We start from the raw sequence: 14640 nt of genomic DNA, 5'->3' as shown, positions 1-14640 counted from the left end.
CGGTCATCGACCGTACCCGGTGGCCCCATGGCTGCCACCTGTACGTGCTTCTCCCATCCAGACTTTAACTGTCGGTACCGGAATTCCACCGGTTCAACCGCTGCGTGAAGTTCCGGGTGGAACTCTCGGCAGCGGGTCGCGGACTATAACCGCCGGTTCGGACTTACACCGACCCCGGAGCACGTTGTGTTTGCGTAACTATGCTCTCACAACTGCCCGTTGGCACGTTCCATTCCCGTCACATCCTGTAACAGCGGTCACAGGAGCCTCAGGAGGTGGGTTGCCGGCTGGCCGCGGCCCGCAGCGAAGCGATGGCCTGCTCCGGATCGGCCTTGCCGTACACGGCGGATCCGGCCACGAAGACGGTGGCGCCGGCCTCGGCGGCCCGCACGATGGTTTCTTCGGTGACGCCCCCGTCCACCTGGATCGCCACCGGCAGCCCGGAACCCGCCACCGCGTGGGCGGCCTTGCGGATCTTGGGCAGGGTGACGTCCAGGAAAGACTGCCCGCCGAAGCCCGGCTCGACCGTCATGATCAGCAGGAGGTCCATCTCCGGGAGCAGATCCAGATAGGGCTCGACGGCGGTGGCCGGCTTCAGCGCCATGCCCGCCTTGGCACCGCGGGACCTCAGCTCCCTGGCCAGCCGGACCGGAGCGGCCGCCGCTTCCACATGGAAGGTCACCGATTCAATCCCGGACTCGGCATAGGCCGGCGCCCAGCGGTCGGGATCGGCGATCATCAGGTGCGCGTCCAGGGGCAGGGTGCTGACTTCCCGGATCCGCTGCACCACCGGCAGCCCGATGGTCAGGTTCGGCACGAAATGGTTGTCCATCACGTCCACGTGCACGGCATCTGCGGTACTGATGCGCCGCAGTTCGGCTTCGAGGTTGACGAAATCGGCCGAGAGGATGCTGGGGTTGATGCAGCACTGTGCCATCGGATGCTTGCCTGCCTGTCTGTCTGTGTGTGTCGAGGGGTGTCGGAACCGGTGTTGACCTACTTGGTTCGGCGCAGCAGCGCCATGAACATGGCATCGGTGCCATGCCGGTGCGGCCACAACTGCGCGGTCGTTCCGCCGGACCGGCCCACCGCGTCGCCGCCCGGCTGCCCTGCTTCCAGCTGCCCCGGGAGACTGACCCCGTCGAGGACGGAGGACGTATCCAGCAGCTCCAGCCCGGGGTTCCGGCGCAGCAGGTCGGCGACCACCGCCGTCGTCTCCGCCGGATGCGGAGAGCACGTGACGTAGGCGATCAGGCCGCCCGGCCTGGCGGCGGCGACGGCCGCGTCGAGCAGTTCGCGCTGCAGGGGACCCAACTGGGCCACGTCGGAAGGCTTCCGGCGCCACCGCGATTCCGGGCGGCGGCGCAGGGCTCCCAACCCGGTGCAGGGCGCGTCCACCATGATCCGGTCGAACTGCCCGGCATACAGATCGCCCACCTCGCGGCCGTCTCCGGTACGGATCTCCCACACGTCGGCCGGGACCGGGGCCAAGGCCTTTCGGACCAGCTCGGCGCGGTGTTCGGCCACCTCGTTGGCGAGCAGGGTGGCGCCCTGTTCGGCGGCCAGCGCGCCCAGCAGGGCGGCCTTGCCGCCGGGGCCGGCGCAGAGATCCAGCCAGCGTTCGCCCGGCGTTACCGGCGCGGCGGCGGCCAGTGCCCGCGCCACGAGTTGGGAGCCGGCGTCCTGGACGCGGGTGGTTCCCGCCCGGACACTGGCCAGCCGGCCGAGGTCGCCGCCGGCATACAGGGCCGAGTCTTCGACCAGTTCCCCCCGCTCGGCGCCGGCGTCGAACGCCTCGTCCAGCGTGCCCAGCCCCGGCAGCGCCACCAAGTTCACGACCGGCGCGGCGTTGTCGGCCGCCAGCAGGTCTTCCAATTCGTCCACGCTGCGTCCGTGCCCGGCCAAGGACTGCCGCAGGGCCCGCACCACCCATTCCGGATGGCTGTGTTCCAACGCCGCCGCCTTGACCTGATCGGTCTCCCCGGCAATCAGCTCGGCGGTCCAGCCTTGGAGGTCCCGGGCGGTGACCTTGCGCAGGACGGCGTTGATCAGCGAGCCGGGGCCCGCGCCAATCACCGCGCGGGCCAGGCTGACCGTCTGGTCCAGGGCGGCATGGGCCGGCACCCGCATGGCCAGCAGCTGGTGGGCGCCGAGGCGGAGCGCATCGAGGATCGCGGGGTCCAGCTGGTCCAGCGGCCGGTCCACGCAGCGGGCCAGGATGGCATCGTAGGTGCCCAGGCCGCGCAGGGCCCCGTAGGCCAGCTCGGTGGCGAAGCCGGCATCGCGCTTGTCCAGCCGGTGTTTGCGGATGCTCGCCGGCAGCACCAGGTTCGCATACGCGTCGTCCCGTTCCACCGCGCGCAGCACCTCAAAGGCCGCCAGCCGTGCCGGATCCGCCGTCCTCGTCCGCTGCGACGGAGCCGACCGGGAGTACTGCCTGGTGCCGCCGCGGTTGCGCTCCCGCCCCGCAGCATCCCGACGTCCGGCTCCCTGACCGCCGCCACCTTGGCGTCCGCTGTTCCGGCTGCCTTCATTCCGGCCGCTCATTCGAAGTGCACATCCTCACGCTGCCCAAGCCCGCGGGCCCAATCTGCTGCATCCATCATTTTCTTGCCCGCCGGCTGGACCCTGTCCAGCTCCACGGCGTGGGAACCGGTGCCCACAAGCGCCGACGCCGACGAGCCGCCCGCCAGCCTGACGGACCCCGGCGGCAGATCGCGGTGCTCCGGCCGCAGGCGTACCGGGCCCAGCTTGAAGCGCTGCCCGTCAAGCATGGTCCAGGCGCCGGGCTCGGGGGTGACACCGTTGATCCGGCGGCGGATGGCCAGCGCCGGCTGCCGCCAATCGATGTGGCCGTCCTCCAAGGACAGCTTGGGCGCAATACTGACATCGCCGGACTGCGCCACCGCCACTGCCGTGCCTTCGCCAACGGCTGCCAGCGTTTGGGACAGCAGCACCGCGCCGCTGCGCGAGAGCCGTTCCAGCACCTCGCCGCTGGTCTCCGCAGGGCCCAACGCCTCGGTCAGGGTGCCGTACACTGGGCCCGTATCCAGCCCCTTCTCCAGTTGGAAGGTGGAGGCGCCGACGACGTCGTCACCGTTGATGACGGCGTGCTGCACCGGCGCGGCGCCGCGCCAGGCGGGCAAGAGCGAGAAGTGCAGGTTGATCCAGCCATGTTCGGGTATGCCGAGCGCAGCTTCGGGGACGAGGCCGCCGTAGGCCACGATGGCCGCCACATCCGGAGCGGTTGCCCGGATGGCATCGGCCGCTGCCTGCCCGATCCGGTTGGCCCTGATCACCGGCACGCCCAGTTCCGCGGCACGGGCCGCCACCGGCGAGGCGGTCAGGACACGTTTGCGCCCCACCGGCGCGTCTTCGCGGGTGAGCACGGCCACGATCTCGAAGCCATCCTCGACGAGCCGGTCGAGGGACGGCACTGCCACGCCGGGAGTGCCGGCGAAAAGGACCCGCAAGCGACTGCCGCCGTCCGTCATGCCAGCGGCTGCCCGAAGGAACCGGCGCCAGCCGCGGCCGGTCCCCGGCTGAAGCCGGAGCCGACGTTGGCGGCGCGCTGGGCCTGCGTCTCGCCGGCCACGCCGTTGTAACCGGCGTTGCGGATGGACCGCAGCGCGTTCTTCCGGTCCTCGCCGGTGAGGTGGTCGATGTAGAGGATGCCGTCCAGGTGGTCGGCCTCATGCTGGAAACAGCGGGCCAGCATGCCTTCGCCCTCGTACTCCACGGGGTTGCCGTGCATGTCCTGGCCGGTCACCCGCGTCCAGCGGCGCCGGCGCACCGGGTAGCCCAACGCGGGGATGGACAGGCACCCTTCGGCGACGTCGTCCTGGAAGTCATCGCTGAGTTCGAGCACCGGGTTGACCACGTGGCCGCGCTTGCCGTCCACGCGGAAGGTAAAGACGCGCAGGCTCACGCCAACCTGCGGGGCGGCCAGCCCGGCGCCGTCGACGTCCTCCATGGTTTCGTCCATGTCCGCCACCAGCTTGGCCAGCTCCGGCCCGAACCCGGTGACCGTTTCCGCCTTGGTTCGCAGCACGGGGTCGCCGATAATCCGGATGCTCAGGATCGCCATGTAGTTCTTGTCCTCACTGTTGCCGCTTCGAGTACGCTGCCGTTGGTTCCGGTCCAGTTTAGTGGGCCTGCTGGGCCGCCTGCAGGGGGGCCGCGGAGGGCGGCGCAATCGGCAGCAGCGCCCGGCCCGCCTCGGCTACCTGCAGATGCGTCTCCCACGCTCGTCGCAGCGAGCAGAAGCGGTACCAGTGCCATCGAAGCACTTCCGGGTTGGCGCGCATGGGCCGGACTTCCGTCTCACCGATCGCCACGCCCAGCAGCAACGGATCGTCACCGTGCGCCCACGGCTCCCAGCTTCCCGTCGCGGCGTCGACCAAGGACTCCTGTGCCTTCATCCCGGCCACCAACTGCATGACCACCTTGTCATTGAGCGCCTTGACCTGGCCGTTGCGGTCCGTGCCCTTGGTCTTGAAGTCGATCAGGCAGGTCCGCCCCCCGATCCTGGCCACGAGGTCCAGCGTGCCGGCGTATCCCACCTCCTGGTTCCAGACGGTGATCTCCGGGGCGATCGGTTCCACGCCATAGAGTTGCCACCATTCGTCGAACCTGGCGGCGAAAGCTTCTTCGCCGTTGGCCTTGAGCGCCTCCCGGGCACCCGCAACGTCGTGCTCCCTGTCCAGCGCCCGGAGTGCCACCTGTTCGCAGTAGCCGTGGACGCGGTCCCCGCGCAGCGCGGCAGCGTCCCGGTAGCGGTCCGCGGCCAGGGTCGCTTCCTTCGCCAGCGATCGCAGCCGGCCCGGGTCCCCGGCGGCTTCGGCCAGCCTGGCATCGGAGGCCAGGGAGGTGGCTGCCATGTGGGCGAACCAGCCGTCCAGCGTGGTCGGCTCCTGCGCGATCACGGTGGTGATGGAAGGAACCGACGGCGGCTCCGAGGTGGAGCGCGCGTACATCCGGCCGTTGGCGGTGGCATGCGCAAGGAGTGGTGCAGTCATAAGGAAATCTTCTCAGGTTCCACTGACCGTTCCGGTCCGCCGGCCACAGCGCCTGTTCACAGGGGGCGGGCCCAAGGCCCGTTAACGAAAATATCCCGGCCGGGCACTGCTGCCTGGCCGGGATATTTGCTGTGGTGGGCGATACTGGGTTCGAACCAGTGACCTCTTCGGTGTGAACGAAGCGCGCTACCACTGCGCCAATCGCCCGGGTTTGCTGCGGATGCGCCCGGCGCTTCCTGCAACGTCTAGAAATGCTAGCCCACAGACCCGCTGAAACAAAAATCGCGTCGGAGCGAGGCTGTGGCCGTTGTCGTTTCACCCCGTCACCGGGCCGATTGGACGAAGCGGGAATCGTCCTATAGAGTTTTTACTCGTTGGAAATCACAGCGACGCCGCGGGCCGTTCGATGAACGGATCGCGGAAAAGTGATGGAAAACTTCTGCGGACGTAGCTCAGCTGGCTAGAGCACCACCTTGCCAAGGTGGATGTCGCGGGTTCGAATCCCGTCGTCCGCTCGCAAGTCACTGTTACGAGCCAGCGTCGCTGGCCGGTCCTGGCGCAACTGCGGATAGGCACGGTGGGGTGGCCGAGAGGCGAGGCAGCGGCCTGCAAAGCCGTATACGCGGGTTCGAATCCCGTCCCCACCTCGTTTGTGATGAGCAAACATCTCGTGAAAGATCACGGGCGATTGGCGCAGCGGTAGCGCGCTTCCCTGACACGGAAGAGGTCACTGGTTCGATCCCAGTATCGCCCACTGGAACGAAGTCCGGAGTAATTCGGAACCGTTTCGCGCGGACGTAGCTCAGCTGGCTAGAGCACCACCTTGCCAAGGTGGATGTCGCGGGTTCGAATCCCGTCGTCCGCTCTCTTTTCAGAGTTTTCTCCAGCGGCCCGCCTCGGGCACACCGGGGCGATTGGCGCAGCGGTAGCGCGCTTCCCTGACACGGAAGAGGTCACTGGTTCGATCCCAGTATCGCCCACCATTCCACGGCTCCCTTGGCGGGAGCCGTCCTTGTTTAAGCCGTCTACTCCGTTGAGCGCCCGCGGCGCGGTGCCTACGATGGATGTGCAGGGGCGAAAGGCCCCCCGTCGGAAAGGAGGTGGCTGTGTCTGTATTTGACGAGCTCAAGGGCAGGGCCGGAGGACTCAAGGACAAGGCAGCCGGTCTCGTGGGAGAACACTCTGGCAAGATCAAGGGTGCCGTCGGCAGCGCCGGTGACTACATCGACGCCAAGACCGGCGGTAAGTATTCCAAGCAGGTAGGCGGCCTGCAGGCCAAGGCATCCGGTTTCGTCGACACGTTCGGCGACAGGGATGGCCCGGCACCGTCCGACGGGAACACTCCGTCCGCCTAGCCCTAAGCACGCCAAGGAGGGTGCCGGACCGCCGGGAGGCGAGCCGGCACCCTTTGTCGTGAGGCCGCTTATTCGCCGCGCGTGCCCGGCTGCGGGAGCTAGACCGCTGGTTCGCCGTAGGCGCTGGCACTCCTTCGATTCTGGGGAGTGCTCGCCCCAGTGAAACACCCTGCCGCAAGGCTCGACATCGGAACCGGCTCTAACCCGGTAAGGGGCCGGGGCCTTCCTCCCGATCACTCAGGGGCGTTTGGCTACGGTACACGAGATCAATGGGGGTTGAACCGTGGACGACATTTCATTTCTCGGCACTATTGCCGCCGCTCTTTCCTGGACTGCCACCCTTGCGCCCCTTGCAGTGGCGATCCTCGCGGCCATCGCAGTGCGTACCTTGTTCCTGTTGAACGCCATGCTCAGGCTCCGGGTTGATCAACTCCGCTTGGAAAACCTGCGCCAGGATATCGCCGACGACGTAGCGCAATAGCCATGGGTTCGGACAGAGAAGGACGGGCGTCAGCCCGTCCCAATCCTGCGCCGCCTGCTCGGCAAACGATAGCTAACCGGGTGGGAGCCTGGAGGCCAAGGCCCGAGTGTAGCTCTCGGGATCGTTATGGGTCTGCGCCGAGACGACGAGATGCCTTGGGCTGATGCGCTTGGCGTAGTCCCCCTGATAAGGCATGACCAGGACGGTGTCCAAGCCTGTTTTCCAAGCGGCAATCAGAGCCGGCAGACAGCGGCGTTCGGGGTGTAGTTCAAGAGGGAGCATGTGGTTGGGCTGCAGTTGGATTTGCCAATGGTTGAAGGCGTCGATGTCCACGCCATCCCAGCCGTATTCGGTTGTCCAGCCCGGGGGGAAGGCCACGTGCATCTCCTGATCGGCGCGGATTTCCGGCGTTGGATGCTGGTTCTTCTGGTCCCCCGTGTCGTACCAGGCCCAAGCTCGTTCCCAAGCCTGCTGCCAACGGGTGCCCCACTCAGTCCTGTCTGCAGTGGCAGGCGGTCGCGAGGCACCGGGCTTCGGTGCCGGGTTCAACTCCGGAATGTTGACATCCGGGGCAATGTTCCAAGCGCTACGGATGAAGAGCAGGAGCGATAGGTGGTTCGGCGCGTCTTTCGCAGAGATGACCATGTCCTGCGGCCAGGGGTTATCTGGCAGGGGCTGATTGGATCTCATGAATTCCCTTTCGAGATTTTGATTCCTCGTCCGCTCCAGCTCGAGTCAGGTTAGTGTCCCACGATAGGACCGGCACAGAACCGCACAGAGCCTCCTGCACCTACTTCTCACCAAGCTCCAGATACGGAGAAGGACGGGCGTCAGCCCGTCCCGTTCCTGCGCCGGCTGTTGAGAAGCCGGCCCTAGTCTTGGTTGGCAACCGCCGGCGGCTCCACATCCTCTGTCCGCAAGAAATCCACTGCCTTGTTCCTGAGTCCGAACGCGACGGGCACAAGGGCGAGAGAGGCAAGAACCCCGAATAGCATGGCAGGCCCGCCGACGGATGCGAAGGACCCGGCGTGTACGCAGACACCCGCGAAGATCACTCCCATGGAGATTAGGGAAAGTGCCATGACGTTGGCCCAGCCCTTTGACCGAGCGGCCACAACCCCTCCCCGCGCCGCGGCCGAAAGTAGTTGCCATGCTGCCAGCAAAGCCACCTCGAATCCGCCGATTGCAACCACGATCGCCGTGACATACGGGGGCGCCAGATACGCAACTTCGGGGTAGGCATCGGCGTACTCAGCCGCGACCCGTGGAACAACCACAAGTTGAGCCAGCAGGGCGCCAAGAGCAAGCGCTCCGAGGAGAATGCGGAGGGGTGTAGCTTGCTGTGTGATCACAGCGCGATCATCGCCTTGCCTATCGTGACTGTCAACCATCCCGATGAGCTGTGTCTTGGAGGGCACGCCGCAGCGTGACCGACTCCAGCACAGCCTTGACGGTGGATGCGTGCCACGCCCTGCCCGCAGCAGTCGGGATTCTTTCCGCCGTCAGAGCTTCCGCAATCTTCCGGAGGATAGACCGCGCTCGCTGTCACCGTGGATCCGCAGCATGACCTCGACCGGCAGGCCGGCAGCCCTGCCCATGTGTTCCCCCTGGGCGGCTTCCTCCTGCATTGCCGCAGCCGTCCGCGCACCGATGAACTTCCGTTCGATCTCTGCAAAGTTTTGTCGCGGACGGGTTGGAAAGTATCTCTTGAGCCAACTTCCCCGTGGTTACTGGGATGCAGGGCTATTGACGCGGGGATCTTTAGGCCCGCGCCAGCTTCACAACCGATGGATAAGAAGTTGGAACCGGATACCGGTGCACTGGCTGGCCATCCAGCCCGAACCCAAACGGCTCTCCTGTCTGCGCCCTGCCGATGGGAAGACCCTTAAGCACAGCCCACGCGCTGACGTCCTACGGCATCTCTGGAATCAACACAAGCGCGCGGGCGATGTCGTCCCGGGACAGTTCCCTGCCGTCGCGCTCTTTCCTGGTATTGCTCAGCAGCGTCATTGGCATGAGGTGGTCCCGTCTGTGGCCGATGTTTGCTTTCGTCAGCTTCTTCGTAGCCATCGGGCTGGGCCCGTTGGCTTACCTGCTCGGCTACCTGCTGCGCCCAGTCCGGCGACAATGGCCGCACGTCCTCAGTTTCTACGCCCTGTTCACCGCACTGCCCGCAGCCGCACTGGCCTTCACTCCCACCCTTGGAATCCTGCTGCCGATTGGTCTCGGCTCCCTGCTGGGAATCTGCGCAACAGCGGGACGAGCGGCTGTCATCCGTGACGCGATCATCACCCCAAATCCTGAACCGGGGCAGAGCGGGGCCGCGTAGCTTTGGGAGAGCGGCCCAGACCCTAGTCATCTGGCCGCATCAACAAGAAGTTATTGCTTCGCAACGTCCCACCCTTCCTCTCCATGCTGTTCCGCCGCTACCGTGACGCAGACCGTTGTATATCACACACAAGGTGCGGTCATGCATGATAGCCAAACTGACGACTGGGGTTGTCGTACTGCTGGCGTTGTCCGGCTGTGGAAGTTCAACATCCGGAGGAACCCCCTTCCAAGAACCAGCCGGCACGGCAGGGGTGAACGATCCCGACGCGCAGATGCATCCCGAACTGCTCGAAGTCTCGCCTTCTCCTGCCAAGCCGGGGCAGACGATCAAGGTCCGATTCCCCGAGGAAACTTCTCGGGGAATCCCCTGGGTTCTGGAAGAACAGGACGCTAACAGTTGGCATGTCCGCTACTACCTAATTGCCACGACCGATGGTGACGGCGGCTCTGGTTCCCCATCTTGGTGGCCTGCGAACGACCCCAGGGGCCAAACATGGAAGGATATTGGCGTCGGGGGACCAGGCCCAGACACCCTCATCATTCCGGACAGCATTCGCCCTGGAACGTACCGGCTGTGCACGGCCAACAGCATGCCGAACATCTGCACCATGCTTGGCATCACGGAGTAGGGGCGCCCAGTCTCGGCCATTCAGCGGAGTCGAGCAGCGCCAGCGGAGCGACCCTCCTGATGCTTCCGCGCATTCCCAGCCCGATCACCTGACCAAGCAACTTGGCGGGGATGGGTGGGGGAACGTATCAGGCAGATTACGGTGTTGAACACCGCGTCGGTCGCGTCGGTTGCTCGGTCGTATCGTCATCAGGCGCAGGGCATTACTCCTGCACCGTGGCGGCATGTGCGCGCCCGGCTGCGGGAGCTAGACCGCTGGTTCGCCGGCCTGGCCCTCGCGGGCCAGCGCGGTCAGGCGGGACACCGCGCGGTAGTACTTCTTCATGTAGCCGCCGGACATCATTTCCGGGGTGAAAAGCTCATCGAACGGCACACCGCTGGCGATGATCGGCACGTCCTTGTCATAGAGCCGGTCGGCCAGCACCACGAACCGCAGGGCCACCGCCTGCTCGGTGATCGTGTGCACGTTATGCCAGGCGACCGCATCCACGCCGTCGAGAAACTGCTTGTACCGGCTGGGGTGCACCCCGGCCAGGTGGTTGACGAGATCCGAGAATTCGTCGGCCGCCACCACCTTGCCATCGAAATCATGCAGCCGCCGCTTGAGTTCGTGGTCGCTGAGCGGCTGGGGAGCGGCCGGCAGCCCGCGGTGCCGGTAGTCCTCGCCGTCCACCCGGATGACGTCGAACTGGTCGGACAGCACCTGGATCTCGCGTTGGAAATCGACGGCGGCAAAGCGTCCCTCCCCCAGCGAGCCCGGCAGGGTGTTGGAGGTTGCCGCAAGCTTGACCCCGGCGTCGGCCAGCTCGCGCATCAGCCGCGACATCAGAACAGTGTCGCCGGGATCATCCAGTTCAAACTCGTCGATGCAGACCAGGCGGTAACTGCTCAGCGCTTCCACGGTTTTGCGGAACGACAGCGCGCCTACCAGGTTGGTGTACTCCACAAAGGTGCCGAAGGCCTTCGGGCCATCCACAGCGTGCCACAGCGAAGCGAGCAGGTGGGTCTTGCCGACACCGAACCCGCCGTCCAGGTAAATGCCGGAGTGGCCCTCCGGCTTGCCGCCGCCGAACAGCTTCTTCAGGCCCTTCGGCTTGGGCCGGTCGACCTCGGCGGCAAAACGCTGCAGCGCCCTCACGGCCTCGCTCTGGGACGGCTGGGCCGGGTCCGGTCGGTAGCTGGCGAAGGACACTTCGCCAAAACGCGGCGACGGGTGCAGGCCCGCCAGCAGTTCGTCCACGGACACCTTCGGCGTCCGGCGTGAAAGCTGTTCGATCTGGGGCACGTAGGCTAACCGCTGCCTTCCTGACATGGGCTCGGAGAATGCACAGCGGCCGGAATGCCGCCAGCAAAACGATACGCTACCCCGCCCGCCGGCGGCAGCCGGTGTAAGCCAGGCCACAGCCCGCCCGGCGGGCCTCGGCTCTCCCCCCGGCCCCGATGTGACGCGGGGTGAGGCCCCGGAAGCTTTTGCCCGCTCCAGTGGTTAGGCTGAACAGAAGTCCCCGGCCGTTTTGCACGGCTGTCTGCACGCTATGGAAAACTGCACGTCAAGGAAAGGTTGCCATGCCCATTGCCACCGAGCACAACGAGAAGTTTGCCGCCTACGCCAACCCCGACCGCCTGGTCTCCACGCAGTGGCTGGCTGACAATCTGGGCACTGACGGGCTGGTGGTCGTGGAGTCCGACGAAGACATCCTGCTGTACGAAACCGGGCACATTCCGGGTGCCGTGAAGATTGACTGGCACACCGACCTGAATGATCCGGACACCCGCGACTACGTGGACGGCGAGGGCTTCGCCGCGCTGCTGGGTTCCAAGGGCATCAGCCGGGACGCCACCGTGGTGCTCTACGGCGACAAGAGCAACTGGTGGGCAGCCTACGCCCTCTGGGTCTTCACCCTGTTTGGCCACGAAGACGTCCGGTTGTTGGACGGCGGCCGCGACAAGTGGATCGCGGAGGGCCGCGAACTGAGCACCGAGACGCCGCGGCCCGCCGCGGTGACCTACCCTGTCGTCGAGCGCAACGACGCACCCATCCGCGCCTTCCTTAACGACGTGCTGGACCACTTCGGCAAGCCGCTGGTGGACGTCCGCTCCCCGGAGGAATACACCGGCGTGCGCACCACCATGCCGGCCTACCCCGAGGAAGGCGCGCTGCGCGGGGGCCACATCCCGACGGCGGCGTCCGTCCCGTGGGCGCGGGCGGCGGCCGACGACGGGACGTTCCGTTCCCGCGAAGAGCTCGAAGCCATCTACCTGGACGACGCCGGGCTGAAGCCGGGCGACGATGTGGTGGCTTACTGCCGGATCGGCGAGCGGTCCAGCCACACCTGGTTCGTGCTCAAGTACCTGCTGGGCTTCGACACGGTCCGCAACTACGACGGCTCGTGGACCGAATGGGGCAATGCCGTCCGCGTGCCGATCGTCAGGGGCGCCGAGCCCGGCGGGATCCCCGCCTCGGCGCGCTAAGGAATAGCCGACCGGCACACAACGTTGACGTTGGGGAGCCCGAAACCGCAAGAGAGAGCGCAAGTATGACCGTGACCGAGCAGACGATTCCCGAACCGCTGGCAGAAATCATCGACGACTTCCAGGCGGTCACCGAGGCCGAGCGGCTGCAGCTGCTGCTGGAGTTCTCCCGGGAGCTTCCCGAGCTGCCCGAACGTTTCGCCGGCCATCCGGAGCTGCTGGAGCAGGTGGTGGAATGCCAGTCGCCGCTTTTCCTGACGCTGGAGCTGGGCGCTGACCCGGACCAGGACGTGCAGATCTACTTCTCGGCCCCGCCGGAGGCTCCCACCACGCGCGGCTTCGCCTCCGTGCTGCACGAGGGGCTCAACGGGCTGCCGGCGGAGCAGATCCTGGCCGTTCCCGATGATATCGCCGAGCACCTGGGCCTGACCCGCGCCATCACCCCGCTGCGGATCCGCGGCATGTCCGCCATGCTGTACCGCATCAAGCGCCTCATCACCGAGGCACGGCGACTGCGCGCTGCCTCGGCCTGACGATGGCCAAGCACAAGCCATCCGCCGGAACCCCCGCCACCACGCTGCTGCAGCGGGCGGGGGTTCCGCATGTGCTGCACACCTATGCCCATGACCCTGCGGCGCCCAGCTTCGGCCGGGAGGCCGCGGAGGCGCTGGGGATGGATCCCGCCCGCGTGTTCAAAACCCTGATGGCCGTCGTGGACGAATCGCTGGCGGTCGCCGTCGTGCCGGTCAGTTCCAGCCTTGACCTGAAGAAATTGGCCGCGGCCCTGCGCGGGAAGCGCGCGGCCATGGCAGACCCGGAGGTAGCCCGGCGGCGGACCGGGTATGTGCTGGGCGGAATTTCGCCGCTGGGACAGAAACACGCCAGCCCCACCGTGCTGGATTCCACCGCCCGGGACTTCAGCGCCATCCTGGTCTCCGGCGGCCGCCGCGGACTGGATATCGAAATCGCGCCGGCGGACCTGGCCGCCCTGACCGGCGCGTCCTTCGCCCCGCTCAAGGCAGATTAGCCCTTACCCCACCGGACGGAGCACCCGGCTCAACCAGGACGTGACGACGCGCTCCCAGCGTTCCGGGTCCACGTTCCATTCGCGGGTATGTCCGGCCCCGCTGAAACGCTCGAAGGTGACCAGCGGATTCTTTTCGGCCAGCGCCGCCGACGGGCCGTGCGGCACGAAGTCGTCGTCCTCGCTGTGCACGATCAGCGTCGGCACGCGCAGCTCGTCGGCCCGGGCCACCCAGTTCATCATCTTCAGGTCCAGCGGCGCGGCCAGGCCGGTCAGCAGCCGTCCGGCCTTGTTCGAGATCAGCCACTGCGAGAATTGCCCCACGGCGTCCGGAATCCGGTTCAGCTTCGCCTGGTGGGCCAGCACATCCGTCCAGTCAATCACCGGGGCGTCCAGCACCAGCGCACGGATCCGGCTCCGGTAGCGGGACTGGTCGGCGGCCTGCAGGCTGATTGCCCCGCCCATCGACCAGCCGAACAGCACCACATCCTCTGCCCCGTTCGCCAGGGCGAACCCGATCGCCGCCTCGACGTCGCGCCATTCGGTCATGCCCAGCCCATAGCGGCGGTCCGGGGCGGAGGGGGCTTCGCCGTCGTTCCGGTAGGAGATCAGCAGCGAAGAGATGCCCAGGCCGCGGACCGACCGGACGGCGCGGATACCCTCGGCCCGGGACGCTCCGCGGCCGTGCACCATGATGGCCCAGGTTTTCGCGTCCGCCTCGGCGCGGACCAGCCAGGCCGGCGCGATGCCGCCTTCCACCTCGATCTCCACTTCCTCATTGGCCAGCCCGACGGCGGCCGGGTCCGGGTAGGCCGCACCGCCCCACCAGCCGCGCGTGGCGGCGGCGAGGTCGCCGGCATACACCCGCTCGACCCTGCGCTGGACCGTGCCTTCCCGCGGCGAGTAGGACGTCACCTCACCCACCCGCGCCACCGAGCGTCCGCCGTCGAAATAGACGCTGTAGACGCCCGGCGCGGTGGTGTCCAGGGTCGCCGGCAGGATGATTTCCTGCTCCACGCCGGATCCGACGACGGCCAGGATTTCCAGATCCTGTACATGCTCGCGGACCGGCGTGAGCACCTGGCGGGCGAAATAGGAGGCCAGCCCCGACGTCGCTCCCGCCAGTACGGATCCGGCACCCGCTCCCGCCAAGGCACCGAGCAGCAGCCAGCGGGCACGGGGCAGCTCGCCGTCGCCGGCAGAAGTGTTCCGGCCGGACCGGTATGAGCGTTCGAACACAGCCATGGCTCCATTCTTGCCGGTGCCGGTGCCCACCGCTAACCGGCGCGGCCGTCGGCGTGCCGCGTTGTTGTCCCCGGCTTGCGCTGCTG

At 66.9% G+C, this 14640-nt stretch carries 16 protein-coding genes, 6 tRNA genes and 1 riboswitch; of the genes, 12 read left to right on the top strand and 10 right to left on the bottom strand.

The window, feature by feature from the left end; translation table 11 throughout:
- Nucleotides 1-41: 41 nt before the first annotated feature.
- Nucleotides 42-186: riboswitch (FMN riboswitch) on the bottom strand.
- 82 nt (nucleotides 187-268) lie between these two features.
- From rpe to AC5RV3_RS00935, 6 genes are all read right to left on the bottom strand, one after another.
- Nucleotides 269-937: a ribulose-phosphate 3-epimerase gene (gene rpe / locus AC5RV3_RS00960; RefSeq protein ID WP_494112561.1), complete on the bottom strand. Its 669-nt coding sequence runs from the start codon at nucleotides 935-937 to the stop codon at nucleotides 269-271.
- Nucleotides 938-996: 59 nt separating this feature from the next.
- Nucleotides 997-2547: an RsmB/NOP family class I SAM-dependent RNA methyltransferase gene (locus AC5RV3_RS00955; RefSeq protein WP_494120572.1), complete on the bottom strand. Its 1551-nt coding sequence runs from the start codon at nucleotides 2545-2547 to the stop codon at nucleotides 997-999.
- Complete coding sequence (gene fmt, locus AC5RV3_RS00950) at nucleotides 2544-3473, bottom strand: methionyl-tRNA formyltransferase (RefSeq protein ID WP_494120571.1); 930 nt, start codon at nucleotides 3471-3473, stop codon at nucleotides 2544-2546. The genes AC5RV3_RS00955 and fmt overlap by 4 nt, the downstream gene beginning before the upstream one ends.
- Nucleotides 3474-3490: 17 nt before the next feature.
- Nucleotides 3491-4087, bottom strand: coding sequence for a peptide deformylase (def, locus tag AC5RV3_RS00945; RefSeq protein ID WP_494120570.1), 597 nt, complete (start codon nucleotides 4085-4087; stop codon nucleotides 3491-3493).
- A 58-nt stretch (nucleotides 4088-4145) separates the two neighbouring features.
- Nucleotides 4146-5018, bottom strand: coding sequence for a cytochrome (locus AC5RV3_RS00940; RefSeq protein ID WP_494120569.1), 873 nt, complete (start codon nucleotides 5016-5018; stop codon nucleotides 4146-4148).
- 132 nt (nucleotides 5019-5150) lie between these two features.
- A tRNA-Val gene (locus AC5RV3_RS00935) sits at nucleotides 5151-5225 on the bottom strand.
- Between the two features lie 234 nt (nucleotides 5226-5459).
- On the opposite strand from AC5RV3_RS00935, the gene AC5RV3_RS00930 reads away from it, so the two are divergent.
- The 7 genes from AC5RV3_RS00930 to AC5RV3_RS00900 all read left to right on the top strand — a co-directional run bounded on the left by AC5RV3_RS00930 (nucleotide 5460) and on the right by AC5RV3_RS00900 (nucleotide 6854).
- Nucleotides 5460-5533, top strand: a tRNA-Gly gene (locus tag AC5RV3_RS00930).
- 61 nt (nucleotides 5534-5594) lie between these two features.
- A tRNA-Cys gene (locus tag AC5RV3_RS00925) sits at nucleotides 5595-5665 on the top strand.
- Between the two features lie 35 nt (nucleotides 5666-5700).
- Nucleotides 5701-5772: transfer RNA gene (locus AC5RV3_RS00920), tRNA-Val, on the top strand.
- 37 nt (nucleotides 5773-5809) lie between these two features.
- Nucleotides 5810-5883: transfer RNA gene (locus tag AC5RV3_RS00915), tRNA-Gly, on the top strand.
- Between the two features lie 43 nt (nucleotides 5884-5926).
- Nucleotides 5927-6001: transfer RNA gene (locus AC5RV3_RS00910), tRNA-Val, on the top strand.
- A gap of 123 nt (nucleotides 6002-6124) precedes the next feature.
- Complete coding sequence (locus tag AC5RV3_RS00905; protein ID WP_494120568.1) at nucleotides 6125-6373, top strand: antitoxin; 249 nt, start codon at nucleotides 6125-6127, stop codon at nucleotides 6371-6373.
- Between the two features lie 283 nt (nucleotides 6374-6656).
- Nucleotides 6657-6854: a hypothetical protein gene (locus AC5RV3_RS00900; protein ID WP_494120567.1), complete on the top strand. Its 198-nt coding sequence runs from the start codon at nucleotides 6657-6659 to the stop codon at nucleotides 6852-6854.
- Nucleotides 6855-6926: 72 nt separating this feature from the next.
- On the opposite strand, the gene AC5RV3_RS00895 is transcribed toward AC5RV3_RS00900, so the two are convergent.
- Both AC5RV3_RS00895 and AC5RV3_RS00890 read right to left on the bottom strand, forming a co-directional pair.
- Entirely contained in the window at nucleotides 6927-7544 is a 618-nt protein-coding gene (locus AC5RV3_RS00895) for a hypothetical protein (RefSeq protein ID WP_494120566.1), read from the bottom strand.
- Nucleotides 7545-7726: 182 nt separating this feature from the next.
- Nucleotides 7727-8206 carry a DUF2975 domain-containing protein gene (locus tag AC5RV3_RS00890; RefSeq protein WP_494120565.1) on the bottom strand — a complete coding sequence of 160 codons (480 nt, stop codon included), beginning with the start codon at nucleotides 8204-8206 and terminating at the stop codon, nucleotides 7727-7729.
- Nucleotides 8207-8868: 662 nt separating this feature from the next.
- Here AC5RV3_RS00890 and AC5RV3_RS00885 point away from each other — a divergent pair.
- Together AC5RV3_RS00885 and AC5RV3_RS00880 are read left to right on the top strand one after the other, a co-directional pair.
- A complete protein-coding gene (locus tag AC5RV3_RS00885) occupies nucleotides 8869-9183 on the top strand; it encodes a hypothetical protein (protein ID WP_494120564.1) in 315 nt (104 codons plus the stop codon).
- A 145-nt stretch (nucleotides 9184-9328) separates the two neighbouring features.
- Complete coding sequence (locus AC5RV3_RS00880) at nucleotides 9329-9814, top strand: hypothetical protein (RefSeq protein WP_494120563.1); 486 nt, start codon at nucleotides 9329-9331, stop codon at nucleotides 9812-9814.
- A 246-nt stretch (nucleotides 9815-10060) separates the two neighbouring features.
- Here the strand turns inward: AC5RV3_RS00880 and zapE are convergent, their stop codons facing one another.
- The gene (gene zapE, locus AC5RV3_RS00875; protein ID WP_494112566.1) at nucleotides 10061-11098 is read right to left on the bottom strand and encodes a cell division protein ZapE; all 1038 of its coding nucleotides are present in this window, start codon (nucleotides 11096-11098) and stop codon (nucleotides 10061-10063) included.
- A 281-nt stretch (nucleotides 11099-11379) separates the two neighbouring features.
- Between zapE and AC5RV3_RS00870 the strand changes: the two genes are divergently transcribed.
- The 3 genes from AC5RV3_RS00870 (at nucleotide 11380) to ybaK (ending at nucleotide 13312) form a co-directional block, all read left to right on the top strand.
- Nucleotides 11380-12285 carry a sulfurtransferase gene (locus AC5RV3_RS00870; RefSeq protein ID WP_494112567.1) on the top strand — a complete coding sequence of 302 codons (906 nt, stop codon included), beginning with the start codon at nucleotides 11380-11382 and terminating at the stop codon, nucleotides 12283-12285.
- Between the two features lie 65 nt (nucleotides 12286-12350).
- Complete coding sequence (locus AC5RV3_RS00865) at nucleotides 12351-12818, top strand: SufE family protein (RefSeq protein WP_494120562.1); 468 nt, start codon at nucleotides 12351-12353, stop codon at nucleotides 12816-12818.
- Between the two features lie 2 nt (nucleotides 12819-12820).
- On the top strand, nucleotides 12821-13312 hold the full coding sequence (gene ybaK, locus AC5RV3_RS00860) for a Cys-tRNA(Pro) deacylase (RefSeq protein WP_494120561.1): 492 nt from the start codon (nucleotides 12821-12823) through the stop codon (nucleotides 13310-13312).
- A gap of 3 nt (nucleotides 13313-13315) precedes the next feature.
- Here the strand turns inward: ybaK and AC5RV3_RS00855 are convergent, their stop codons facing one another.
- A complete protein-coding gene (locus AC5RV3_RS00855) occupies nucleotides 13316-14554 on the bottom strand; it encodes an alpha/beta hydrolase family protein (protein WP_494120560.1) in 1239 nt (412 codons plus the stop codon).
- Nucleotides 14555-14640 lie beyond the last annotated feature (86 nt).

It is taken from the genome of Arthrobacter sp. Y3221114 (assembly GCF_059092625.1).
The sequence above is the reverse complement of the archived record's forward strand: the minus strand, read 5'-3'. Positions and strand labels throughout refer to the sequence as shown.